23 protein-coding genes are annotated in these 22,811 nt (G+C 65.1%); 6 read left to right on the forward strand and 17 right to left on the reverse strand.

From position 1 onward, the window contains the following. Window positions 1-65: 65 nt before the first annotated feature. From ACRECX_RS02410 to ACRECX_RS02420, 3 genes are all read right to left on the reverse strand, one after another. On the reverse strand, window positions 66-737 hold the full coding sequence (locus ACRECX_RS02410) for a chromosomal replication initiator DnaA (protein ID WP_431557212.1): 672 nt from the start codon (window positions 735-737) through the stop codon (window positions 66-68). Beyond that, window positions 734-1,345 (reverse strand): CDP-alcohol phosphatidyltransferase family protein, encoded by a 612-nt coding sequence (locus ACRECX_RS02415; protein WP_431557213.1) that lies wholly within the window; start codon window positions 1,343-1,345, stop codon window positions 734-736. The genes ACRECX_RS02410 and ACRECX_RS02415 overlap by 4 nt, the downstream gene beginning before the upstream one ends. Window positions 1,346-1,453: 108 nt before the next feature. Beyond that, complete coding sequence (locus tag ACRECX_RS02420; RefSeq protein ID WP_431557214.1) at window positions 1,454-2,569, reverse strand: DUF2066 domain-containing protein; 1,116 nt, start codon at window positions 2,567-2,569, stop codon at window positions 1,454-1,456. A 193-nt stretch (window positions 2,570-2,762) separates the two neighbouring features. Here ACRECX_RS02420 and purM point away from each other — a divergent pair, with 193 nt between their 5' ends. From purM to ACRECX_RS02440, 4 genes are all read left to right on the forward strand, one after another. Next, window positions 2,763-3,851, forward strand: coding sequence for a phosphoribosylformylglycinamidine cyclo-ligase (purM, locus tag ACRECX_RS02425; RefSeq protein ID WP_431557215.1), 1,089 nt, complete (start codon window positions 2,763-2,765; stop codon window positions 3,849-3,851). Next, window positions 3,848-4,516, forward strand: a complete 669-nt coding sequence (purN, locus tag ACRECX_RS02430) for a phosphoribosylglycinamide formyltransferase (RefSeq protein WP_431557216.1) — start codon at window positions 3,848-3,850, stop codon at window positions 4,514-4,516. Before purM ends, purN begins: the two co-directional genes overlap by 4 nt. 256 nt (window positions 4,517-4,772) lie before the next feature. Beyond that, entirely contained in the window at window positions 4,773-6,137 is a 1,365-nt protein-coding gene (locus ACRECX_RS02435; protein ID WP_431557217.1) for a cytochrome P450, read from the forward strand. 113 nt (window positions 6,138-6,250) lie between these two features. Beyond that, on the forward strand, window positions 6,251-6,628 hold the full coding sequence (locus tag ACRECX_RS02440; protein WP_431557218.1) for an ester cyclase: 378 nt from the start codon (window positions 6,251-6,253) through the stop codon (window positions 6,626-6,628). A 9-nt stretch (window positions 6,629-6,637) separates the two neighbouring features. Here ACRECX_RS02440 and ACRECX_RS02445 read toward each other — a convergent pair whose 3' ends face one another. Together ACRECX_RS02445 and ndk are read right to left on the reverse strand one after the other, a co-directional pair. Then, window positions 6,638-7,357, reverse strand: a complete 720-nt coding sequence (locus ACRECX_RS02445) for a vWA domain-containing protein (protein ID WP_431557219.1) — start codon at window positions 7,355-7,357, stop codon at window positions 6,638-6,640. An 8-nt stretch (window positions 7,358-7,365) separates the two neighbouring features. Further along, window positions 7,366-7,788 (reverse strand): nucleoside-diphosphate kinase, encoded by a 423-nt coding sequence (gene ndk / locus ACRECX_RS02450; RefSeq protein ID WP_431557220.1) that lies wholly within the window; start codon window positions 7,786-7,788, stop codon window positions 7,366-7,368. A 140-nt stretch (window positions 7,789-7,928) separates the two neighbouring features. Between ndk and ACRECX_RS02455 the strand changes: the two genes are divergently transcribed. After that, entirely contained in the window at window positions 7,929-8,279 is a 351-nt protein-coding gene (locus tag ACRECX_RS02455) for a DUF3147 family protein (RefSeq protein ID WP_431557221.1), read from the forward strand. Between the two features lie 9 nt (window positions 8,280-8,288). Here ACRECX_RS02455 and ACRECX_RS02460 read toward each other — a convergent pair whose 3' ends face one another. From ACRECX_RS02460 to guaA, 11 genes are all read right to left on the reverse strand, one after another. Then, window positions 8,289-8,738 carry a DNA polymerase III subunit chi gene (locus tag ACRECX_RS02460; RefSeq protein ID WP_431557222.1) on the reverse strand — a complete coding sequence of 150 codons (450 nt, stop codon included), beginning with the start codon at window positions 8,736-8,738 and terminating at the stop codon, window positions 8,289-8,291. Continuing rightward, complete coding sequence (gene der, locus ACRECX_RS02465) at window positions 8,735-10,090, reverse strand: ribosome biogenesis GTPase Der (RefSeq protein WP_431557223.1); 1,356 nt, start codon at window positions 10,088-10,090, stop codon at window positions 8,735-8,737. The genes ACRECX_RS02460 and der overlap by 4 nt, the downstream gene beginning before the upstream one ends. Before the next feature lie 53 nt (window positions 10,091-10,143). Further along, the gene (locus ACRECX_RS02470; protein ID WP_431557224.1) at window positions 10,144-11,415 is read right to left on the reverse strand and encodes a PQQ-binding-like beta-propeller repeat protein; all 1,272 of its coding nucleotides are present in this window, start codon (window positions 11,413-11,415) and stop codon (window positions 10,144-10,146) included. A 96-nt stretch (window positions 11,416-11,511) separates the two neighbouring features. After that, window positions 11,512-12,192: a tetratricopeptide repeat protein gene (locus ACRECX_RS02475; RefSeq protein WP_431557225.1), complete on the reverse strand. Its 681-nt coding sequence runs from the start codon at window positions 12,190-12,192 to the stop codon at window positions 11,512-11,514. 159 nt (window positions 12,193-12,351) lie between these two features. Continuing rightward, window positions 12,352-13,212, reverse strand: a complete 861-nt coding sequence (gene panB, locus ACRECX_RS02480) for a 3-methyl-2-oxobutanoate hydroxymethyltransferase (RefSeq protein ID WP_431557226.1) — start codon at window positions 13,210-13,212, stop codon at window positions 12,352-12,354. 93 nt (window positions 13,213-13,305) lie between these two features. Further along, a complete protein-coding gene (locus ACRECX_RS02485; RefSeq protein ID WP_431557227.1) occupies window positions 13,306-13,878 on the reverse strand; it encodes an NnrU family protein in 573 nt (190 codons plus the stop codon). A 26-nt stretch (window positions 13,879-13,904) separates the two neighbouring features. Further along, window positions 13,905-14,261 carry a DUF805 domain-containing protein gene (locus ACRECX_RS02490; RefSeq protein WP_431557228.1) on the reverse strand — a complete coding sequence of 119 codons (357 nt, stop codon included), beginning with the start codon at window positions 14,259-14,261 and terminating at the stop codon, window positions 13,905-13,907. Window positions 14,262-14,429: 168 nt separating this feature from the next. After that, window positions 14,430-14,819 carry a hypothetical protein gene (locus ACRECX_RS02495; protein WP_431557229.1) on the reverse strand — a complete coding sequence of 130 codons (390 nt, stop codon included), beginning with the start codon at window positions 14,817-14,819 and terminating at the stop codon, window positions 14,430-14,432. Window positions 14,820-14,894: 75 nt separating this feature from the next. Further along, window positions 14,895-15,884, reverse strand: a complete 990-nt coding sequence (locus ACRECX_RS02500; protein WP_431557230.1) for a hypothetical protein — start codon at window positions 15,882-15,884, stop codon at window positions 14,895-14,897. Window positions 15,885-16,570: 686 nt separating this feature from the next. Next, window positions 16,571-17,614, reverse strand: a complete 1,044-nt coding sequence (locus ACRECX_RS02505; protein ID WP_431557231.1) for a hypothetical protein — start codon at window positions 17,612-17,614, stop codon at window positions 16,571-16,573. Window positions 17,615-17,822: 208 nt separating this feature from the next. After that, window positions 17,823-19,427 carry a glutamine-hydrolyzing GMP synthase gene (gene guaA / locus ACRECX_RS02510; RefSeq protein ID WP_431557232.1) on the reverse strand — a complete coding sequence of 535 codons (1,605 nt, stop codon included), beginning with the start codon at window positions 19,425-19,427 and terminating at the stop codon, window positions 17,823-17,825. A gap of 90 nt (window positions 19,428-19,517) precedes the next feature. On the opposite strand from guaA, the gene ACRECX_RS02515 reads away from it, so the two are divergent. Further along, entirely contained in the window at window positions 19,518-20,537 is a 1,020-nt protein-coding gene (locus ACRECX_RS02515; RefSeq protein WP_431557233.1) for a methyltransferase, read from the forward strand. Here ACRECX_RS02515 and ACRECX_RS02520 read toward each other — a convergent pair. Next, window positions 20,530-22,803 (reverse strand): GNAT family N-acetyltransferase, encoded by a 2,274-nt coding sequence (locus ACRECX_RS02520; protein ID WP_431557234.1) that lies wholly within the window; start codon window positions 22,801-22,803, stop codon window positions 20,530-20,532. The genes ACRECX_RS02515 and ACRECX_RS02520 overlap by 8 nt on opposite strands. Between the last annotated feature and the right edge of the window lie 8 nt (window positions 22,804-22,811).

Below are 22,811 nucleotides of genomic sequence, written 5' to 3' on the forward strand. Positions count from 1 at the left end.
GGTCCGGTATGTTACGCCTGAAAATGTATCACTAGCGTTACGGAAAACGCCAATTCGAGGGCCGCTTACTCGGCCGAAGCTTGGAGCACCTCCAACACGAGTTGACGGCTGATCTTGCGGCCGGAGGCCAGCGCCGCGCGATCGACCGCCTCGACCGCGGCGGCGGCGGCTTCGAGCGAGCGGTCGATCCTGAGCGCGATGAACTCAAGCACCTTGGGGTCGACATCCAGCTGGCGGTCGGCGAAATGCTTGAGCATCACCGTCCGCAGCAGAGCCTCATCGGGCGCGCCGATCTCGACGACGGGCACGGCACTCAGCCGCGACCGGAGGTCGGGCAACGCGGTGCCCCACCGGCTTGGGCTCCCGCGCGCGGTTAGAAGCACGAACAAGCGCTTCTCGCGTGCGAGGTTGAGCAGATGGAACAGGGCTTTTTCGTCGTAGCCGGCGCGATCGGCGTCCTCCACGACAAGCGGCGTCCCCGCAGACCGGGAATCGATGAAGGCGATATCGAGGCCGGCCGGCGAAAGCGACTGTGCCCCTGACAGCGCCTGCCACACACGCACGAGGTGGGTCTTCCCGCTCGCCGCCGGGCCAGTCAGGAGTTGCACTTGGTCCTGCCAATCCGGCCAAGAGTCGATGAGCCTGACGGCGGCGAGGTTGCAATCGCTGACGAGAAAATCCTCCGCGCCGAGGGCTGCACGATGAGGCAAATCGAAGGCGAGCTGCGCGAGCGTCACGATGCGCGAACCCGCGAACCCTGTCCGCCGACGCCGACCGGCTTCCGGCGGCGAGGCAGAGGCGCAGGCGCCGGCTCGTAGCTCGCCATGTGCTTGAGCCACGCCCAGAAATAGGCTGCCGCGGACAGAATGGTGAAGGTGCCCGTGACCCAAATGAGAATCCACACGAGTTGATCGAGCCCAAGACCGAGCCCGAGCTCGGCGAGGACGACCCCGGCCAGCGCAATCTGCGCGCACGTGTTCACCTTGCTGATGAGCAGCGGCTGCATGCTGACCGGCCGCGACATCATCCAGGAGAGCACGACGGCCCCGACGATGAGGATATCTCGGCTCACCACGGCGATGACGAGCCATACGGGAATATGGCCGGCAAGGCCCAGGGTGACGAAAATGCTGACCAGAAGCGCCTTGTCGGCGATGGGATCGAGATAGGCGCCGAGCTCCGTGTTCCAGCCGTAACGCTTGGCGAGGTAGCCGTCCGCCGCATCCGAGAAGCCCGCCAGCATGAACACGAAGAACGCCGCCAGCATCTCGTTGTCGATGATCAGCCACACGAGGAGCGGCACGAGCACGATCCGCCCAAGCGTGAGCGTATTGGGAATATTCACCGGCGCTTCTCCCAGCAGCCTCCAGCCCCTGCCGGCGTGGCGGGGGCATTGCCTGCAGATTCTAGCAGATTCCGCGGCCCGTAGCGCCCAATCGGATCTCGTCCCGGATTACTGGGAGCGGAGCACGAAGGTGCCATCTCTCTCATGGAGCGCAAATCCGTTCTGGCCGAGCGCGGCCTGAAGCCGGTCCAGCGACCCGGCGAAATCGAAGGTGATCGAGGCCGTCCTGGCCGAGAGCGCGTTGACCTCCAGCGCCTGAAGCCCGGCGATCTGCGTCAGCCTCGTTCGAATCTCTTGCCAATCCTTTAGGCCCGAGAACTCAACCAACGCGACAACATTGCGGGGGACCTCCGCCGGGGCGCCCTCGGTCTCCATGCCAGGCGGCGGCTGGCCCTCCTCGTAAGCCGCCTCGTCCGGGAGCTGTCCGCCCCCTTGGGTCGTCTTCCAGCGGTTCTCGATGGCGGCGAGCGCGGCAGCGGCGGCTTGACGCGCCACCGTCTTGCCATCGCCGGTCATAGCATCGTCGCGGCTGAAATCGATTGCGCCAACGCCGTCTTCCCCTGCGAGCCGGGTGGTGAACTTTTTGCCCTTGATCTCGCCCACGGCGATGACGAGGCCACCATAGCCATACGCGCTCTGCATCGTGGCAAACGCCTCGGCATCCCCTGCAAGCGCCGCCTTGACCGTTGCCGCGTCGAGGTCGGGCCGCGGCTGCAAAACCGTCGCCGGCGAGATGCTGTGGGCGAGATCGAGTTCCTCCCAAGCCGTTCGCCACGCCACCGAGCCTTCGCTCGATACGCCCTCGGCCGATAGCATCAGCGGCAGAATAGAGATCGGCGGCCCGCGTTCCTCGCTGTAGGGAATGCCATAGTTCGCCAGAAACTGCTGCACCGCGTAAGGATTGAAGTTCACGTCGAGAGTGGCGATGTAGCGCGTCGTCGAGGCCTGTTCGCTGCGGATCGCGACGCCGCTCACCAGCCCCTCGACCTCTTCCTTGGTGAATTCCGGGAGCTGCTCCAGCACGGTGAGCGGCACGACTCGGCCAAGCATGATCTGCATGGCCCGCATTTGCGCCTCGGTCATGCCCATAGCCCTCGCCGCGACCGCGTCCTTGGCCGTTGTGTCGACGGTGATCTTGGCGACGTCGTAAAGGCTGTCGGCCGCGTGGGCTGGGCCCGTGGCGCCCCAGAGCGCCGGCCCCCCGAGCAGAACGAGGAGACTCAATCTGCGAGCAAGACGCTCTAATCCCCTGAACCGCATGCTGAACTCGACCGTTGACATTGACCCTCGGCGCTCGCCCTCCGGCGCCCCGATTAACCGTTGGAATGTGGCGTGCCCACGGCCTTTCCGCCTTGACGGGCCTCGTCCGGCACGATTGTTATGCCAATTCTTCTGAACTTGCACCCCGAGTGGCCAGGTGCCCCCGAAATCCCAATCATCGGACAAAGATCCTCTGACCTACCGCGATGCGGGCGTCGACATCGATGCCGGCAACGCGCTGGTGAAGGCGATCGGCCCGCTGGCGGCGAGCACAAGGCGGTCGGGAGTATTGGGCGGCATTGGCGGCTTCGGCGGCCTCTTCGATCTCAAGGCGTGCGGCTATGAAGACCCCATTCTCGTGGCCGCCACGGACGGGGTCGGCACCAAGCTCAAACTCGCCATCGAGACAGGGCTCCACGACGGCATCGGCATCGATCTCGTCGCCATGAACGTCAACGACCTCGTGGTGCAAGGCGCCCAGCCCCTGTTCTTCCTCGACTACTTCGCCACCGGCAAGCTCGATGTGGGCGTGGCCGCGCGTGTTGTTGCCGGCATCGCCGAAGGCTGCCGCGAGGCGGACTGCGCCCTGATCGGCGGCGAGACGGCCGAGATGCCGGGCCTCTATGCGCCGGGCGACTACGACCTTGCGGGTTTCGCCGTGGGCGCCGTGGAACGCGGGCGCCTTTTGCCGCGCGACGATCTTGCCATCGGCGATGTTCTCCTCGCCCTGCCCTCCTCCGGCGTCCACGCCAACGGCTTCTCTCTCGTGAGGCGCATCGTCTCCGAAAGCGGGCTCGGCTGGAACGATCCGTCGCCGTTCGCACCAGGCACAAAGCTCGGTGCGGCGCTCCTCACACCGACGCGCATCTACGTGCGCCCGATACTTGAAGCGATTCGTGCAACCTCCGCCGTGAAGGCCCTCGCCCACATCACCGGCGGTGGCCTGATCGACAATCTGCCGCGCGTACTACCCGACACCCTTGCCGCCGCCATCGATCAGGACTCGATCCATCTCCCCCCGGTGTTTGAATGGCTCCAGGTCGAGGCGAGACTGAGCGACCACGAGATGCTCAGGACCTTCAATTGCGGCATCGGCATGGTCGTCATCGTCGGTGCGGACGACACGGAGCGAGTCCGCGCAGCCCTCGGTTCGCTTGGAGGTGAAGCGGCCACGATCGGCACCCTTATCGCCCGCGAGGGCGGCGCGCCTCTCCGCTTGAAGGGCAAGGCTTGGTCGCCGTCATGACTGCGAAGAAGCGCGTCGGCGTGCTCATCTCAGGCCGCGGCAGCAACCTTCAGGCGCTGATCGACGCGGCGAAGGCGCCGGACTATCCCGCCGAGATCGTGCTTGTGATCTCGAACGTGCCGGGTGCCCAAGGTTTGGCCCGCGCAGAGGCCGCCGGAATTCCGACTTGCGTCATCAACCACAAGGACTTTGCCTCGCGCGAAGACTTCGACCAAGCGCTCGACGCGAAGCTAACCGCGGCCGGCATCGAGCTTCTCTGCAACGCCGGCTTCATGCGCCTCCTCACCGAGGGCTTCGTCACCCGCTGGCAAGACCGCCATCTCAATATTCACCCCTCGCTTCTCCCTGCGTTCAAGGGCTTACATACCCATGCTCGCGTTCTGGACGAAGGGGCCAAGATCACCGGCTGCACGGTTCATTTCGTTCGGACGGCCATGGACGATGGCCCCATTATCGCCCAGGCCGCGGTCGCGGTTCACCCGGGCGACACCGAGGAGAGCCTCGCGGCGCGGGTGCTGCAGGCCGAGCATCTTCTCTACCCTCACGCGCTCAGGCTGGTTGCCTCGGGGGTGGTGCGGGTCGAGGGTGACCATGTGGTCGGAATGACACGGCAAAGTGGCCAATCTGCCCTCTTTTCGCCCCCTCTCCACGGCACCTTTGATTGAAAGTATTAACGGCCGTAAGATTGGGGTTTGGACGGTGATCTCGACGGAGCGCAAGATGCCGCGCTGCCGACGATGGACAATATTGACGGCCGGATGTTAGGAACTGGCCATATTCGACACAATTCGCGCTCGCTTTTTGCGACGGGAGCGATGCCGTCCGAGCAGCGCGGAATACCGGTCCTGGCCCGGGCCACTCGATCGTCCGATCGCGCCCGGCACCAAGGCCAACGAGCAGGAGTTAGGGGGAAAGGCATAAATGGCGGATATGACAGTCGCCTATTCTCCATCGCACGGGCTCGGCGAAGAGCAGAGCATCTGGTTCAAGCTGTCCTCGCTCTTGAACCAGGAGAACCCCATGCAGGTTCTCATGTGGCTCAGCGAGAAATATGGCGGCGCGGTTCCCATCAACCTCAAGAACCACCGCATCGTGATTCTGTCCGAGCCGGCGCATGCTGAGCGCGTGCTGGTCACGAACGCCGACAATTACGTCAAATATTTCGACGGCCTGCGCCCCATCTTCGGCAAGAGCATGATCACCGTCGACGGCGCGCTCTGGCAGAAGATCCGTGCGCCGCAGCAGCCTGCCTTCCACCCGCATATGTTCGAGGAGTACTTCCCCTACCTCATGTCGGCCATCGATTCCAAGATGGCCCGCTGGGTCAAGTTCGCCTCAACCGGCGAGACCATCGAGATGGTGGAGGAGACTTGGACGCTTGCCGCCGAGATGGTGTGCAAAGCGCTGTTCGACCGCGAGATGCCGTTCAATCCGCACTTCATCTTCGGCCAGGTCAAGACCTACACTGACGTGATGAACCACAAATCGATCCGCCTCAAGAAAATGCACGGCGAACTCACGGAGATCACCGACGAAGAGACGGCCAAGGCCATGGAGGTCTGGGGCTCGATCCCAGAGATGGTCACAGGTGCCGGCGTGCTCGAGCATCGCGAGAAGACACTGCTCACGATGCTCGAGGCAGCAGAGGCCGATCCCGAGTTCCCCGAGTTTGATCGCCAACAGGTGATCGACGAGATGAAGCAATATCTGTGGGCCGGCACCGAGACCACGGCACTTACCCTCGCCTGGTCGCTCTACCTCCTGTCGCAGCACCCCGAGGCGATGGAGCGCATCCGGGCTGAAGCCCGCGCCGTGTGTGGCGAGCGCGACCCGCAATGGAACGAAGTCCAACAGCTTGGCTTCACTCGCATGGTGATCCAGGAAACCATGCGTCTCTTCCCGCCGATCTGGGGCCTAATCCGTATTGCCGCCGGCGACGATGACATCGAGGGCCAGAAGATCAAGGCCGGCGACAAGGTGGTGATCGGCACCTATGTGATGCATCACAGCCCGAAATATTGGGAGGAGCCCGAGAAGTTCGATCCCGAGCGTTTCGCACCCGAGCGCGCAAAGAAGCGGGTGAAGTACTCATACTTGCCGTTCGCGGCAGGCAAACGTGCCTGCATCGGCGGCGCGCTGTCGCAGATCGAGAACACACTGGCGCTGGTGCAGTTGCTCCGCCGCTTCACCCCCGAATATGCGGGGCCGGTGCCGGCCAAGATCCACGCCACGGTGACGCTCTGCCCCAAAGGCGGCCTCCCCTTCCGTATCCGCGCGCTGAGCTAGACGGTAACGTCTTTGTTACGCCCAAGAGCGGCCTTGTTACGTCGAGTGATCTCCTCGCCTGTTAGGTTGCGCCCTTCTCGCTCAGGTCAGGCGTACGAAGAGGAGGAGTTACCATGCCCGCCATCGAACAGAACAAAGCTCTCGCGAAGCGCTTCATCGAGGAAGTCTGGAACCAAGGGCGCCTTGAGGTCGCCGACGAGTTGCTCCATCCCAACCTCATTACGCATGACGCCGACGGCGGCGTGACCAAAGGGCGCGACGCGTTCAAGCGGTTCATCTCCGATTTTCGCGCCGCCAATCGCGGGCTTCATTTTTCCGTCGAGGATCAGCTTGGCGAAGGCAGCGAAGTAGCGACGCGGGTGACGATCAAGAGCGACAAGACGAACCTGACCGGGATCGGCATCGTGCGCATTGCCGACGGCCGCATTGTCGAGCAATGGGCGGATACCGATCCACTAAGGGCGTCAGCGAAGAGTGCCGCGTTCGGCTAGGGATTTGGCTCACGGCTCGGCGCGCTCAGTGACCATCGGGCAGCCGAGCGTCTTCTCGAGTGCGTCGATCAGTTCGTCTTCGGTCTCGACCGTCGAGTAGAGCCCGCCGGTTTCCTCTGCAAGGCATCTCGTTTCGACCACCGCTTGCTCACCCATCCAGGTGATGCCGCGCACACGCAGGCCAATGACGTGAACGGTAAGCCGGAGCGCGTTTTGGCGAAGCTCTTTGCCGAGGTTGCAAGGGGCACCGCCGCAAGTTTCCTCGCCGTCGGTGAGCACCACGATCACGCCGGGCCTGGCGCGGTAATCGAGAACATTCGCAGCCTGGGCCACGGCCGCCGAGAGCGGTGTTTTGCCGGCCGGCGTCAAAGCATTGACGGCTTCGAGGATGCGCTCGGCGGCCCCCGCCACGGGCCGGAGGTCAAGCTGCACATTGCATTGCTGATAGGGCCCCGGACCGTAGGTAATCAGGCCAACGCGGCGCATGCGCGTCACCCTCGGTAAGATCTTGGCAAGCGCCTGGCGCACCTTGTCGATGCGGCTGACGGCGGTCGGGTTTTCGCTGCCATAACCCCAGCCGTTGCCCGACATCGACCCCGAGGCGTCGAAAACCAACATGGCGTCCTCGGTGCAGGGCGAACGCTCGCCCTCCGTTGCGCGCGCCATCCCCGCGCCGCTCGCGACGCAGACCGCCACGGCAAGCACGGCATGACTGAAGCGCCACGCCAATACGTGGCCTAGCCCACGATCTCGCTTTTCTTGAAGCACAGCGCGATCTCCCGCTTCGCGCTTTCGAGGCTATCCGAGCCGTGCACGGAATTCCGCTGCATGTTGATGGCGAAATCCTTGCGGATGGTGCCGGGCTCAGCGTCGACGGGATTGGTCTTCCCCATCACAGCGCGGTTCCTGGCGATGGCGTCGTCGCCTTCGAGCACTTGCAGCACGATCGGCCCCGACGTTATGAAGGCGATGAGGCCTTTGTAGAAATCCTGGCCCTTATGCATCTCATAGAATTTCTGGGCGTCCTTCTTCTTCCACTTGACGCGCTTTTGCGCGATCACGCGCAAGCCTGCCGCCTCGAGCCGGGCGATGATCAATCCAGTGATGTTCCGCTCGGTGGCGTCTGGTTTGATGATTGAGAGCGTGCGTTCGCTAGCCATGGCTAAGTCCCTCTAGCCCCCGGGAATCTTTGCCGGGCTTATAACTGCCGGGAATGACAGCCACAAGGCGGTCAGGGTAAACAGCTGCCGGTATCAGGGATGCCGAAGCCTACCCGCTTCGGCCGATGGAGGTAAAGCCGATGCTCTATGTCACCCTCAAGGTCCTCCTGACGAGTGTCCTCGTCGTCGCGGTCTCGGAAGCCGCAAAGCGGAGCGCGCTGTTCGGCGCCATCATCGCCTCGATCCCGCTGACCTCGGTGCTCGCCATGATCTGGCTCTATATCGACACCGGCGATACGGAGAAGGTGGCGCGCCTTGCCACCGGCATCTTCTGGCTCGTACTCCCCTCCCTCGTCCTGTTCGTGAGCCTGCCCATTCTGCTCCGCCAGGGCGTCGACTTCTATACGAGCCTCGCCGCCTCCATCGCGCTCACGGTCGCGGCCTACTTCGCCATGCTTTACACGTTGCGGCTCGCCGGCATCGAGATTTAGGCGAGAGGCTCAGGCCTTCTGCTGCCACCTTCCGTCGCCGTCCTGCTGCCAATAGCTCACCTCATAGCCGTTGGCCTTGGCCGCGGTCCAAGCCGCGCGCGCCTCAGCCACGGCGCCACCGTCGCGGCCGTCGAACACGTAGACGACGCGGGTGTAGGACGAGGCGTCTTCCAGCTTCGCCCCGTCGACCAGGAACCGCACCGCCGCGCCGTTCGGATTGTCCTCGTCGTCCGTTAGGTAGATCGGATGCTCGGCCGCAGAACCATCGCTTGCCGCGCCGTGCGGCAGGAAGCTGTCCTCGCGATAGGCCCACAGCAGCGAGTTCAGCGCTTCGACCCGCTCCTTGCTCGCCGCCTGCACGGCCGCGCGCCAGCCCCGCTCGAGCGAACGCTCGAGCAAAGTCGGCAGCACCTGCTCGAGCGTCCGCTGCTCCAGATGGTAGAAATAGACCTCCGTCATCGACTCCCCTTGGCGAACGGGTTCGCGCCTTTGCGCATGTTGAGCCTGATTGGCACGCCGGGCAAGTCGAAGGCCTCGCGTAGACCGTTCACCAGATAGCGTGTGTAGGAATCCGGCAACGCCTTCGGCTGCGAGCAGAACACGACGAAAGTCGGTGGCCTGGCGTTGGCTTGTGTGATGTAGCGGAGCTTGACGCGGCGCCCCGAAACGGCGGGCGGCGGATGGGCGTCGACGGCAGCACCGAGCCATTGATTGAGCGCGTGGGTCGGCAGCCTCCGGTTCCACACCTCGTCGGCGGCGAGCACCGCGTCCATGAGCTTGCCGAGACCCTTCCCGCTCAAGGCCGAGATGGGCACGAGCGCCACGCCCTTTATCTGCGGCAAGAGGCGCCGGCAGGTCTCGCGCAGCTCGCGGAGTCGCTTCTCCGGCTCGCGAACCAGGTCCCATTTATTGATTGCGATCACGAGCGCGCGGCCTTCCTGCGCAATCAGGTCCGCAATCTGAAGATCCTGCTTCTCGAACGGCTGTGCCGCATCAAGCAACAGCACCACCACCTCGGCGAAGCGGATCGCCTTCAATGTATCGCCGACGGAAAGCTCCTCGGCCTTCCCCTCGACCCGCATCTTGCGCCTGAGCCCCGCCGTGTCGAACAGGCGCAAGGGTCTGCCGTCCCATTCCGCTTCCGAGGCGATTGCGTCGCGCGTAATCCCGGCTTCAGGACCTGTGATCATGCGCTCCTCGCCGAGCAGCGCGTTGACGAGGGTCGACTTGCCGACATTCGGCCTGCCAACCACGGCGATGCGAAGGGGGTGCGGCGCCGACTCGACTGCCTCCGTCTCGGCGGTCACGCCGCCCTCATTCTCCTTGCACACGCGCTCGATCGCTTCGCTGAGATCGCCGGTTCCGAGATCGTGCTCCGCCGAAATCGGCAGCGGCTCGCCAAGCCCGAGCGCAAAGGCCTCGTAGAAGCCAGCCTCGCCTGCCCGGCCCTCCGACTTGTTCGCAAGCAGGATCACCGGCTTGCCTGACGTGCGGACGAGATCGGCAAAGATTTCGTCGGTGCCGGTCACGCCGGCGCGCGCATCGATGAGAAAGAGAACGAGATCGGCTTGCGCGATCGCGGCTTCGGTCTGCTGGCGCATGCGCGCGGTGAGTCCCGTATCGCCCGGTTCCAGGCCCGCCGTATCGACCAGGGTGACCGCGCAGGTTCCAAGCTCGGCGTGCGCCTCACGGCGGTCGCGCGTCAGCCCCGGCTGGTCATCGACGAGCGCCAGCCGCTTGCCGGCAAGCCGGTTGAACAGAGTGGACTTGCCGACATTCGGCCGTCCGACGATGGCGACTGTGAAGGGCATGGGAACCGTTTGGGCGGAGTTCGGGTGGGCGTCAGTCTCTGCCGCGCTCGTGATCAGTTAAGGGCAATCAAGTCGGCATCGTCGGACAGGATATACATCCGGCCGCCCGCCACAACCGGGGCGACGAAGACGTCGGTGTTGAGGTCGACCTGGTTGGCCACCTGCCCGGTCCGCGCATCTGCGCCCACCAGCAGCCCCTCGCCCGAGACCACCCATAGCTTGTCGCCGGCGAGCACCGGCCCACTCCACCGCGTGCTCGTGGGAAGCTCGCTCACCCAGCGCACCTGGCCGTCGCTTCGGCCTAGCGCCATCAGCCGCCCTGCCACGTCGACGACGAAAACTGCATCTCCTGCCACCCACGGCATCTGCGTGCTGGCGAGATTGCGAGTCCACACCCGCGCGCCCGACGAAGCCGATGTCGCGATCATCCTGCCGCCGTGACTTACCGCGAACACGATATCTCGGTCGATCACCGGCCGGGCCGGATCGCCGAGAATGCCGGACGCCGTGGTCTCGCTCGTCCGCGTAAGCGAGTCGCTCCACGCGGTCTTGCCGCTGCCCGCCTCGAAGGCGGCGACGTCGCCCGCCGGAAAGGGCGCCACGACGATCCCGCCCGAGACCGCGGGGCTCGCGTTGCTGAGCAGGGTTGCGGTTTGCGGCAGTCCGCGAGCCTTCCACAGCTCTTGGCCGTCGGTGCCGTTCAGCGCGTGCAGCGTATTCGCGGTCGAAACGAAATAGACCTTGCCGCCGGCCGCGGTCGGCGAATTGCGGATGGGCTCGCCGACCGACTTGGTCCACTGGACCGAGCCGTTGCCCGCATCGAGAGCCACTACCGTGCCGTAGCCCGTCGTGACGTAGAGGCGACCGCCGTCGAGGGCGAGTCCCCCGCCGAAACCTTCGCTGCTCCTCTCGTTCTCGGGCGTCACGCTCGCCCGCCAAACCGTCGCGCCGCTTGCCGACGAAAAGGCCGACACGTTTCCAGCCGCGTCGAGGGTGAAGACTTTGCCTTCGGCGACGAGCGGCACGGCGCTCAAGCGGCCACTCGAGGATGAGCCGCTGCCGGCATCCACGGCCCACACCTTCCGCAACGAGCCCCCGAGCGCAAGGTGGCCGAGATTGTTCGCTGGAACGCCCCCCGGCTGCGACCAGGCGGCGTTGGTTTGAGCGGGTGGAAGCGAGACGGGTTTTGCCGCGATCTGGTCGGCCCTGAATTCGCCGGGGTCGGTGATGACGGCGATGCGCTCGCCGGGCAATATCGTCTCCTTGTCGGCGAACGGATTCTTGATGTTGGACAGAGCCCCACCTCCGCAACCACCCAGGGCCAAAGCTACCGCCGCGGTGAGCCCCGCGCCGAGAAGGCGACTGCCCCTACTCCGTCCTCTACCCCGGCCCACTTTCCGAATCACCCTTCGGTTCTGGCGCTAGTTCGTTGTCGGGCCCTGCGCCGGCTGACCTCCCACGATGAGCGCGAGCATCACATTGGCACGTTCCCGCAAATTCGGCGGCGTGGCCTGATCGCTCAAGAGAGCGCTGAACTGCTGCTCGGCCCCGCGCATGTCGTTGTGCCGGTAGGCCGAAAGACCGAGCAGCTCCCGCGCCGAGAACCGCCAGGCACTATCGTCCCCGGCGAGACCCTTGAGCCGGCGCTCCATTTCGGCGTAGTCGGCGCTGTCGAGGCGGAGCGCCGCGGCCTGGAGCGTGGCAAGGCCCTTTAGAATTTTATCGACGCTCGCGTCCGCGGCGAGCGCGTCATAGGCCGCCACCGCCTTCTCGGTCTCGCCCGCCTTCGCCTCGAGGGCGGCGAGTTGGAAGCGCGCGAGCACTCGGTAGCCCGCAGGGCCGTTCTCGGCAAGCGCTGCGAACGCCTCCTGCGCCTTGGCCTGATCGGCGCCCGCCTCAAGCGCGAGGGCTTGCGTGAATTCGGCCCCGGCCTGTTGCGCCCGGTGCTCCTGCCAATAGGCCCAGCCACGATGGGCTGCGACGCCCACTACGATGAGACCGGCGAGGACGAGGATGTAGACCCCGTATTTGTCCCACAGCGCCTTGTACCGGTCCTGGCGGACAGCTTCGTCCACCTCGCGAAAAAAACTATGGTCGCTCATCGGGTTGCGGCTCTTGTGACATGATTAAAGGGGCGCATGCGGCAGGAGCCGTGCTGAAAGCTCCTCCTCTCCGCCGTATAGTGAAGGCCACTTGCTCGCGCAAGGCTGAAGCCCCACCCCCCTCTGACAAGCTTCGGTTAATGCGTCAGCTCGGTTGAGCTAACTGCCTGTCATTTTGGTCTTTTTCGTGGCCTCCTCGGCGTCCTCGCACATCGGATAGGTGTATGCGTCCGACGGGAAGACGCGACTGCGGACCTCGGTGGAATAGGCCTTCACAGCGCCCTCGATGGCCGCGCCGAGCTGAGCGTATTCCTTCACGAATTTGGGCACGCGCGGCGACAGCCCGAGCATGTCCTCGAGCACGAGGATCTGCCCGTCGCATTCGGCGGAGGCGCCGATGCCGATGGTTGGTATGGAGATCTGCTTGGTGATGCGCGCGGCGAGCAGTTCGGCAAGCGCCTCGAGCACGACGGCGAAGGCGCCCGCTTCGGCAACAGCCTTGGCATCCTCCTCGAACGCGGCCCACTCCGAGCGAAACCGGCCGCGCGGCTGGAAGCTGCCGATCGTGTTCACCGCCTGCGGCGTGAGCCCGATATGGCTCATCACGGGAATGCCGCGGCTCGACAGATAGCGGATGGTCTCGGCCATGTGCACGCCGCCTTCGAGCTTGATGGCGCCGCAGCCCGTCTCTTTGAGCACGCGCGCGGCGTTGCGGAAGGCAACCGAAGGGCTCTCCTCGTAGGAACCGAACGGCATGTCGACGACGACAAGAGCGCGGGTCGAGCCCCGCACCACGGCCTGAGCGTGCATGATCATGAGATCGAGCGGCACTGGCACCGTGGTCTCGTAGCCGTGCATCACCATGCCGAGGGAATCGCCCACGAGCAGCATGTCGACATAAGGGTCGATGATCCGCGCCGTATGCGCGTGATAGGCGGTGAGCGCCACGATCGGCGCGCCGCCCTTGCGTTTGGCGATCTCCGGCGCGGTCACCCGCTTGGCATCAAAGTTTTGCGACACGGCTCAAGCCTCGCAAGTCTGAACTCGCTGATCTTATGACAGAAATATGGGCATTTGTGCAGTGCAAAAAAGTGCCGCGGGGGTTGATTCTTATCAATGCGGCAGGACCGCCCGGCCGATGAGGAGAGGATGGAGCCATACGAGGAACACGACGTAGAGCACGACGCCCAAGACCACGGCGATGACGTCGTTGCGCGAAGGCCCCGACCCCGGCGTCTCCACCAGGGCCGTCGGCTGCCGCCCCTTGATGGCGATGCGGTCGTAGACGGCATAGGCCAGGAACGAGCCGAACAGGATAATGGAGGCGAGGTCGCCATTGGCGATGAGATGGGCAAGCGCCCAGGTCTTGATGCTGACGAGGAACGGATGCTTGACGGCCGCCTTGATCCGCCCAGGCACATAGGCCGCAACCAGCAAGATGAAGGCGGGCAGCATGAGCACGATCGCCACCCACCGCGTCCAGGCGGGCGGCGACCAGACCTGAATGACCGGCGCGGATGCGAACCCCCATACGAGCAGCGCGAAGCCGGCGAGCGACAGGACCGAGAAGACAGCTCTATAGCCCGCAATGCCCAAGCGGCGGACCAGGCCCTCGCGGACGTGCGGGAAGGTCGGCAGCAGATGGATGCCGAGAAAGACGACGATGCCGAGGACAAGGAGGGTCATGGCGCCCAGCGAGCCACCCCCTTAGCTCAATCGGTGACCGGCGGTCCGTATTTGTTGGGCCCCGGCGTTCCGGAGAGGAAGCCGAGCTCGATCAACAGCCAGATCGCGCCGATGATGGGAATGAGGCCGATCAGCACCCACCAGCCCGACTTGTCGCGGTCGTGGAAGCGCTTGATGTAGACCAGGATCGACGGGATCAGGATGATCAAGGTCCAGATGCCGCTCAACAGGCCAAGCCCCGACTCCGGATCGAACGTGCCGAGCGCCCCGTCGATGATCGACAGAATCAGGCTGCCCACGAACACCGGCAGGATGAGCCACAGCCAGAACTGCTTGCGGTTTACCCGGCCTTGCGCCGACAGATAGAATTTTTGGAAGTCCATGTGATTGCCCCCTTTGTTTCCCGGTAGGAGCAAATCTTAAGGGCGGCACGCCGTCAACTGGTCCCTTGTGTAGATGCTCGGGGTGACGGCGATTTGAAGGCGGGGTTAAGCGAGAACGGCACGCACGCCGCTTTTCCCGAGGCGGATGAGCCGCAGCGGCTCGTCCGGCTAGAACGGCCGAGTCTTGGCTTGCCCGTCGTTGGACGGAGGCGCGGCCCGGCTCGGCTCGACGGCGAGCTGTTCCCTGGCGAGATCGATGCTGATCTCCCCGTGCTCGTTATCGCTCGCCTTGTAGACGAGGCCAAAGATGCTCGCCGCGGTGCGAAGCCACTTCGCACGATTGTCCAAGGACCAGGTGCTGTCGGGCTTGGGCAGCCGGTTCACCAGCCCCCTGATCAAGAGGTCCGAGGTCCCGCACCCGTCGTCCTCCGGGCCGCTCGAGCGTTCGTCGAGAAGGACGCGGGGCTCGAGACCTTCGGGGTGCGCCAGCCCGGGCACAGTGCCGCGGCCCTTGCCATGCAGAGGCGTGCATTCGCGTTGTTGCTTGGAACCGAACATGGTTTGGAGTGTCCCATAGGTCTCGGCGCTCCGTGAACACATTGTTTAATAGTTGGTTAAAGCTCGGAGCGCGCGTCACTGCCCCTTGCAAATCGGCGGCGGTTGGGGCGGGGGCGCCGGATGATCCTGCTTGTACTTCATGAGGAGCGGCTCGAGCTCCTCTCTCGGCCAGAATTTCGGCGAGCGGATTTCCCGCAAGCAGGAGGCGTTCCAATATAGCCCCACGCCCGCCGGCGACTTGCCTGCCTTCACCGCTTGCGCGACGGCGTCGATGTCTGCCGATTCAGGATAGATATAAAGCGTCGTCGGCACGCCCTGCACCAGGCCGACGATCTCCTCGGAGTCCGACGGCGTCCAACTGGTGCAGCCGTTGCTGCGGCCGGCGCTATAATTCACCAGGTTACCAAACGGGACGTAACCCTTGTCGTCGGCGTAGGGGCTGTCGGGGTTCTTTCGCAGACACACGCCCCGCAACAGCACGGCCGGATGCCCGCCTATCGCGCGCGGTCTGGCGTTTGCGGTGTCGCCCCAGCCCTCGAACTGCACGAACGAGCGGACCAAAGGCGCGGTATTTCCCGAGGCACGATAATATCCTTTGAACGACGTTCTGATCTCGGCCGTCACATAGGAACCGCCGGTCGTCAGCTTGGAATCCTGCGCATTGCTGAAGTTCTTCGCGCACCGTATGCCGTTCGAGAAATTGGCAATGCCGCGCAAGTTGCGGCCGTTGCCATGCCCGGACGAGACCGCGCGAAACGTCTGATCGATTTCGCAGATCACGTAGAATCGCTTGCCCAATCCGGCGGGGCGCGTCGCGTCCATGGCGAGATAGCAGACATTCCTGACCGCACCTTCGCTCACCTTTTGCAGGTAAAGCGCGCGCGCCCTCTGCAACACCACTTGTGAGATTTGCCCCTCGCCGTCGCCGACATGGGCCTGAAGCCAAGCCGGAATATCTGACTGCTGCTCCGTGGCAAAGGATCGGGTCGACCCCGTCACGGCATCGGCGGCAACGATGAGGCCGGCGATGGCGGCGATTGCTGGAAGGAGCGGTCTTGACGGCACTGGATCAATCCCTCGTCGAGTGCTTTGTAATTGGCCCGATATTGCGACGAACCAACTCAGCCGATGCGGGCGGCCCCAATCCCTCAGATAATCCGAGTCTTCTTGTCCATAATTTGGACGATAGACCCTCAAGCCGTGCACCGACACTCCCGCGATGCGGTCTGCATCCGGGGTTTGCTCCTTTCTCCCCCGTCCTTCGAGACGGGCCTTCGGCCCTCCTCAGGAGGAGGGGGTGGCGCGCCGAACGGCGCAGTCCGTAATGGTGTCGTGTCCTTGGCGAGGACACGCGGGCGCCTTCCGGCGCGCCACATGCGCAATCCGCACAAACGGCACGGGCCGCGCATGTCATTTGCGGCGTTGGTCGGCGGCGGACCCCACTTGCAGTGGCCGTCTCGCTTGCATCGCGCATCAGGGCCAGAGGCCGGTAGCGCGCACATAAGAGACAACCACATCTCCCCGACATCCGGCGGGGGCTCGTAGTAGCACCCGGGGGGTAGCCCGCACCGCCCGGAGGCCTTGGTCGCGTAACCAGGCCCGCGGGCGCCGCACCCCGTCCCGCCACTCAAGACGCCTCTAGAGCAACGCCCCTTCAGCGGACGAGGTGCATGCAGTGTAGCGCAGGCTCGCGCGGAGGTAAAGGATTTTTTTCCTAGCCCGCAATTTCAGCCGGCGAGTGCGAGGATAACTCACGGGCTCTTGCAGATCGGCAACGGTTCCGGCCGCGCCGGCGGGTTATCCTCTTTATATTGAACGAGGGCCGGCTCAAGGGTCTCCCGCGGCCAAAAGTTCGGCGCCCCGATCTCGCGCAAACAGGACGCGTTCCAATACAATCCGGCACCCGACGGTGACTTCCCGGCCCTCACGGCGCGGCCCACGGCGACGATGTCGCTAGCTTCGGGATAGATGTAGACCGTCGTCGGCTTGTTCTGCGCCAACGCCAAAATGTTTCCGGCGTCCGACGGCGGCCAGCTGGTGCAGCCATTGCTGCGCCCGGCACTGTAGTCGATCAGCTTGCCGTACGGCACGTAGCCGTCCTCGTCCGCGTAGGGGCTCGATGGAGATTTTATCCGGCAGATCCATGACACGATCGCGGCCGGATGGCCGCCGATGGCGCGCTTCCGCGCGTTCGCGGTGGCGCCCTCACCCTCGAACTGCAAGAACGAGCGCAGCAGAGGCTCAAATCTCCCGCCCGCGCGATAATAGCCCTTGAAGGACGTTCTAATTTCGGCGGTCACATAGCCGCCGCCTGTCGTCAGCTTGGAATCTTCCGCGTTAGAGAAGTTCTTGGCGCAGCGCGCGCCGTTCGAGAAATCCGGCATGTCCGGCAGATGGCGGCCGCTGCCGTGGCCCGAAGGGACAGCGCGAAATGTTCTGTTGGCTTCGCAGATCACGTAGAACCGGCGCCCGTTGCCGCCGGGACGCGTCGCGTCCATGGCAAAGTAGCAGGGATTGGCGATCGCGCCTGCGCCGGCCTTTTGCCGGTAGAACGCGCGCGCCCGCTGCAACACCACGGCTGAAATTTGACCGTCGCCGTCGCCGATATGGGCTTGCAGCCACGCCGGAACACCCGGAACGGCGGGAACGCCCGGAGCGATCGGCGCGGCCGGAACGGGTGAGACGAGCCACGGCAGCTCCTCGGCAAAAGACCGGCTCGAGCTTAAGACCGCGGCGGCGAGCACGACGCCGGCGACGAGACCGGCGAAATGCAGATGGAGCGGTGTTCCCCTCACAGGATCGATCTCCTGTCCAACTTGTTGCAATCGGCCCGAAACACGGGCGGCCCGGCCCATCCCAACGCGGACGCCCCCGTCCGGCCTGGATCATCGGAAATCTTATTGGCCAATCTTAGACGTTATGCCGCCCGAGTGTTTAAGCAGGCCTAAACGGAGGAGCCCGCCCCGTCGGAGTATGGGGGGCGGCTTGAGCGCAGCGGACCCCTCACTCCCACTCAATGGTCCCCGGCGGCTTGGAGGTGATGTCGTAGACCACGCGGTTGATGCCGCGCACCTCGTTGATGATGCGCCGCGCCGCCTTGCCGAGAAAGTCGTGGGAGAAGTCGTAATAGTCCGCGGTCATGCCGTCGGTCGAGGTGACGGCGCGCAGCGCGCAGACATAGTCGTAGGTGCGCGCGTCGCCCATCACGCCGACGGTGCGCACCGGCAACAGCACGGCAAAGGCCTGCCAGATCGTGTCGTAGAGCCCGGCGCGCCTGATCTCCTCGAGATAGATGGCGTCGGCCTTGCGCAGGATGGCGAGCTTCTCGGGGGTGACTTCGCCGGGGATGCGGATGGCGAGGCCCGGCCCGGGAAAGGGGTGGCGCTTGACGAAGGCGTCGGGGAGGCCGAGCTCGCGGCCGAGCGCGCGCACCTCGTCCTTGAACAGCGCGCGTAAGGGCTCGACCAGCTTGAGCTTCATGGTCTCCGGCAGGCCGCCGACATTGTGGTGCGACTTGATGGTGACCGACGGTCCGCCGGTCGCCGACACGCTCTCGATCACGTCGGGGTAGAGCGTGCCTTGCGCCAGGAACTCGGCGTCGTCGAGCTTCTCGGATTCCTCCTCGAACACCTCGACGAACAGGCGGCCGATGATCTTGCGCTTGGCTTCGGGGTCCGAGATGCCGTCGAGCGCGCGCAGGAACCGTTCGCTCGCATCAACATGCACCAGCGGGATGTTGTAGTGCCCACGGAACAGATCGACGACCTCCTTGGCCTCGCCTTGGCGCAGCAGACCGTGGTCAACGAAGATGCAGGTGAGCTGGTCGCCGATCGCCTCGTGGATGAGGAGCGCCGCGACCGCGGAGTCGACGCCGCCGGAGAGCCCGCACACCACGCGGCCGTCGCCCACTTGTTCGCGGATGCGCGCCACTTCCGCCTCGCGGAACTGGGCCATGGTCCAGGTTCCGTCGCAGCCGGCGATCGCCCGGACGAAGTTGGCGATCAGCGCCGCCCCTTTCGGCGTGTGCACCACCTCGGGGTGGAACTGGACGCCGTAGAGCCGCCGCGAATCGTCGGCGATGGCCGCGAACGGCGCGCCGGTCGAGATGCCGACGGCGCGGAAGCCTGGCGGCAGCCTGGTGACGCGGTCGCCGTGGCTCATCCACACTTGCGCGCGCTCGCCTTCGGCGAACACGCCGTCGAACAGCGGCGTCTCGTCGATGATCTGGAGCTCGGCGCGGCCGAACTCGCGGGTCCGGCCCGCCTCGACCTGGCCGCCAAGCGCCGCCACCATGGCCTGCTCGCCATAGCAGATACCGAGCACTGGAACGCCCGCGGTGAACATCGCTTGCGGCACTTGCGGCGTGCCGCTCTCGTGCACGCTAGCCGGCCCGCCGGAGAGGATGATGGCGCGCGGCAGCACGGGGCCAAGCGCCGCTTCGGCGCGATCGAACGGCACGATCTCGGAATAGACGCCGGCCTCGCGCACCCGCCGAGCGATGAGCTGCGTCACCTGGCTGCCGAAATCGACGATCAGCACCCGGTCGAGCGCGCCGTCATGCGCCGGGTCGGCCGGGTCTTCGGCCGTGATCTCGGGGGCGTCCGTCATGGCCGGTGGTTATAGCAGCGCGTTCGAGTCGGCAATGGCTGCTTGTGCCGCAAATCCCCTCATGCGAAGCCGGTGCCGGGAGGGGTCAGCATGGACTACGGCGAGCAGCTGGAGATCGAAAACCGGCTGAAGGGGCAGATCGACGCCTATCACGAGGCGGCCATGCTGTTCACGGCGGTCGCGGCACGCATCCCGGACCTCTTGAACCTGGGCGGCCGGACGCCGGAGATGCTCGCCGCGGAGCTCGGCTTGCGCCTCGAGCCCTTGCGCCGCTTCCTGCGCGGGCTCGTCACCATGCAGCTTTGCGAAGAACTGAACGACGGCCGCTTCGTGCTGACCCCGGCCGGACAATCCCTTGCCGTCGGCAGCAGCTCGAGCTTGCGTCAGAAGGCTCAAGTCGTTGTCGGCCAATATTGGCTGCCTTGGCTCTCGCTCACGCATTGCCTGGAGACGGGCGAGCCGTCCTTTCCACTCCTCTTCGGATCGACGGTCTCGGAATGGCGAGCGGCCGACAAGGAAGAAGGCGATCCCTTCTACCGCTACCTGGCCAAGGAGGAGATGGCAGGCGCGGACGACCTCATGCAATCCTTCGACGAGTTCGACGCAGGCACCATGGCCAGCATCGGTAGCGGCTATGGCGGGTTTCTCGTGCCCTTCCTCAACGCGTTTCCGGACCTCAAGGCCATCGTGTTCGACTCTCCCGCGGTGGTCGAAGGCGCCGAGCCGATGTTCCAAGCCTATGGTCTCCAGCACCGGGTCGAATTCATCGCCGGCGACGTACTCAAGGAGATCCCGGTCGCAGCGGACATCTCCGTCTTGAAGGGCGTGCTGCAGCAGCATGACGATTCGGCTGCGCGGCAGATACTGGAGAATTGCCGCGATGCATTGAAGCCTGGCGCCAAGCTCATCGTTTATGAACGGCTGATGCCGGAGCGCGCGGCCGACGATCCCGCGGCGATCATGCTCGACCTGCATCTGATGACGATCTATGGCGGCCGCGCCCGCACCAAGGCCGAGATGGAATCGCTGCTGGCAGGCGCGCGGCTCGCAGTCGAACAGCTGACCCGCACCTATGACGGCCTCTCGTTCATCCAGGCCGTGGCTAAGTGAGCGGCGCAAGTTCTTTCACATAGATGACCTTGCCGTCGCCGGGACCGTAAAAGTCGGAGAGCCGCGCGTCTTCTTTGAAGCCCATGCGCTGATAGAAGCCGCGGGTACCCGCGTAGCGGTCGGACGAAGAGGTGTCCGCATAGATTCGCTTGGCGCCCGCCCGGCGCATGGCGGCCTCGGCGCGGGCATAGACCTGCGTGCCGAGCCCCCTGCCCTGCTCCTCCGGCGCCACGGCGATCCAATAGAGATCGAACGAGCCCTGGGTGCCGTCGATCGGCCCGTAGCAGGCATAAGCCACGAGGCCCGAACCGCGCTCGGCGAGCACGAAATGATAGCCTGAGCGGATGCCCTTGGTGAGCCGCTCGGTGACGAGCTCCGCGGCGATGTCCACCTCGGCAGCGCCGAACATGCCGGTATTCGCGACCAGCGCGCGCACCCGCCCCACGTCGTCGGCCATCACCGCGCTCCGCCACTCTAGAACCTCCCGCGTGGTCTTCGGTGCGCCGACCTGTGCGATGGGCACGGCCTGCCGCGCCGCCGCATGCCCAGCGGCAAGGCCGGCGAAGAAGTTTCGCGCGTTGCTGCCAAGCGTCCGGACGCGATAGCCCCCTTCCTGCACCACGAGGGTTGGGTAATTCTGCGCGCCGACCATGCGGCCGAGCTCCTCGAAGTCACGGCCCCGGTTGGACCAGGTCCCGGTCGGGTCGCCACGCGCGGTGTCGAAGCCGAGCGACACGACGAGATAAGCGGGCCCAAACCGCTTCACGCGCCGCAAAGCTTCCGCCACGGCGTTGCGGTGCTGCTCCGGCGTGATGTGCTCCGGCAGCGGAAGGTTGAGGTTGTAGCCGGCGCCCGGCCCGATGCCCGTTTCGTCGCGGAACCCGGTGAAATAGGGATAGGCGAAGCTCGGATGGCCGTGCACCGACACGGTCAGCACGTCGGAGCGGGAATAGAAGACTTCCTGCTGGCCGTTGCCGTGGTGATAGTCGATATCGATTATGGCGACCTTGCCGTAGCGCGACAGCAAATTCGCCGCGATGGCCGCGTTGTTGAAATAGCAGAAGCCGCCGAAAGTGCGCGTCTCGGCGTGATGGCCTGGCGGCCGCACCAGCGCGTAGGCGAGCCCCGCCCCTTCCAGCACTTTCTCCGCCGCCGTCAGCGCGCAATCCACCGCAGACCGCGCGGCGAGATAGGCGCTCTCATTGAGCGGCGTGAAGGTGTCGATGCAGTAATAGCCGGCGAGCACCGTCTCGTCCTTCGGCGCGCGCGCCGGGTTCCGCACCGGGAACACGTAGGGGTAGATCGACTTTCGGCCGCCGGCGAGGAGGCAAGCTTTGCGGATGTAATCCACGAGCCGCCCGTCATGGACGGCGCGGATATGGCGGTCGGTGAAGCGCTTGGCCGGCAGGCGCTCGAACAGCCCGGAAGGCTGAAGCTCGGCCATGATCGAGCGGATGCGCACCGGCGCCTCCACATAGCCCCGGTCCTGCACGTGATGCAGCGTGTGCTCGTCGTTCAGCACGAGCGCGATGCGCGCCTCACCGGCAGGCCGCACCTCGCCTTTCGGCGCGCGCCGCGATCTGACGTAAAGCGGCGGGCGCAAGGCGACGGGATCGTCCTTGATGGAGTCGACCACCGTCTGCACGTAGGCGGGGGGAAGCCCGTGATACTTCCGCTCGAGGATGGCGCGGGCCACCTTCCGTACCGTATCGCGGCCGGGCAGATCGTTCGACCCGAGCGGGTCGAGCACGAGGTAGGGCGGATCGGTATCGCCCGCTGCGACGGAGGTCTCGTAGGCGGTGTTGGCGATCGGCCGCGCGCCGTAGCGCTCGTAGAATTTGAGCCGAGCGGCGTTTGCGGCCCGGACCTCGGGGTTCGGGCTGAGCGCCGGATCGTCGGGCAGGCACTCGAAATAGAGCTGGGTGCCGAGCGCGCGAGCCTCCTCCCGCACCCGCTCGTAGAGGGCAGCGCCAATGCCGCCGCCCATGCGGCCCTTCGCCGTGGAGATGATCTCCAGATAGGAGAAGCCAATATCGGGGAAATAGAGCAGCAGCGCCACGCCGAGCGTCTGGTCGCGGGCGTTCTCCGCCACGAACAGGCGGGACACGAAGCGGTGCTTGAGCGGGTTCGACAGCTGGTCGGGGAGCTTGGCGATGTCCGCTTCCGGCATCCCTGAGAACTGCTCGCGCATGATCTTCTGCGCGGCCTCGATGGCCGCGCGATTCGCCGCGGTGGTGGCGTCGGCGACTTTGCGGATGCGGAGCATCTCGGATG

Source organism: Methyloceanibacter sp., from assembly GCF_050726195.1.
Lineage (GTDB): Bacteria > Pseudomonadota > Alphaproteobacteria > Rhizobiales > Methyloligellaceae > Methyloceanibacter.

Coding starts and splice junctions, on each gene's coding strand:
- der (WP_431557223.1), bottom strand. CDS start 10,090: ATGCCCTTCACAGTCGCCATCGTCGGACGGCCGAATGTCGGCAAGTCC.
- ACRECX_RS02475 (WP_431557225.1), bottom strand. CDS start 12,192: ATGAGCGACCATAGTTTTTTTCGCGAGGTGGACGAAGCTGTCCGCCAG.
- ndk (WP_431557220.1), bottom strand. CDS start 7,788: ATGGCTAGCGAACGCACGCTCTCAATCATCAAACCAGACGCCACCGAG.
- ACRECX_RS02515 (WP_431557233.1), top strand. CDS start 19,518: ATGGACTACGGCGAGCAGCTGGAGATCGAAAACCGGCTGAAGGGGCAG.
- ACRECX_RS02455 (WP_431557221.1), top strand. CDS start 7,929: ATGCTCTATGTCACCCTCAAGGTCCTCCTGACGAGTGTCCTCGTCGTC.
- purN (WP_431557216.1), top strand. CDS start 3,848: ATGACTGCGAAGAAGCGCGTCGGCGTGCTCATCTCAGGCCGCGGCAGC.
- ACRECX_RS02460 (WP_431557222.1), bottom strand. CDS start 8,738: ATGACGGAGGTCTATTTCTACCATCTGGAGCAGCGGACGCTCGAGCAG.
- ACRECX_RS02440 (WP_431557218.1), top strand. CDS start 6,251: ATGCCCGCCATCGAACAGAACAAAGCTCTCGCGAAGCGCTTCATCGAG.
- ACRECX_RS02435 (WP_431557217.1), top strand. CDS start 4,773: ATGGCGGATATGACAGTCGCCTATTCTCCATCGCACGGGCTCGGCGAA.
- ACRECX_RS02485 (WP_431557227.1), bottom strand. CDS start 13,878: ATGACCCTCCTTGTCCTCGGCATCGTCGTCTTTCTCGGCATCCATCTG.
- ACRECX_RS02520 (WP_431557234.1), bottom strand. CDS start 22,803: ATGCTCCGCATCCGCAAAGTCGCCGACGCCACCACCGCGGCGAATCGC.
- ACRECX_RS02495 (WP_431557229.1), bottom strand. CDS start 14,819: ATGTTCGGTTCCAAGCAACAACGCGAATGCACGCCTCTGCATGGCAAG.
- guaA (WP_431557232.1), bottom strand. CDS start 19,427: ATGACGGACGCCCCCGAGATCACGGCCGAAGACCCGGCCGACCCGGCG.
- ACRECX_RS02490 (WP_431557228.1), bottom strand. CDS start 14,261: ATGGACTTCCAAAAATTCTATCTGTCGGCGCAAGGCCGGGTAAACCGC.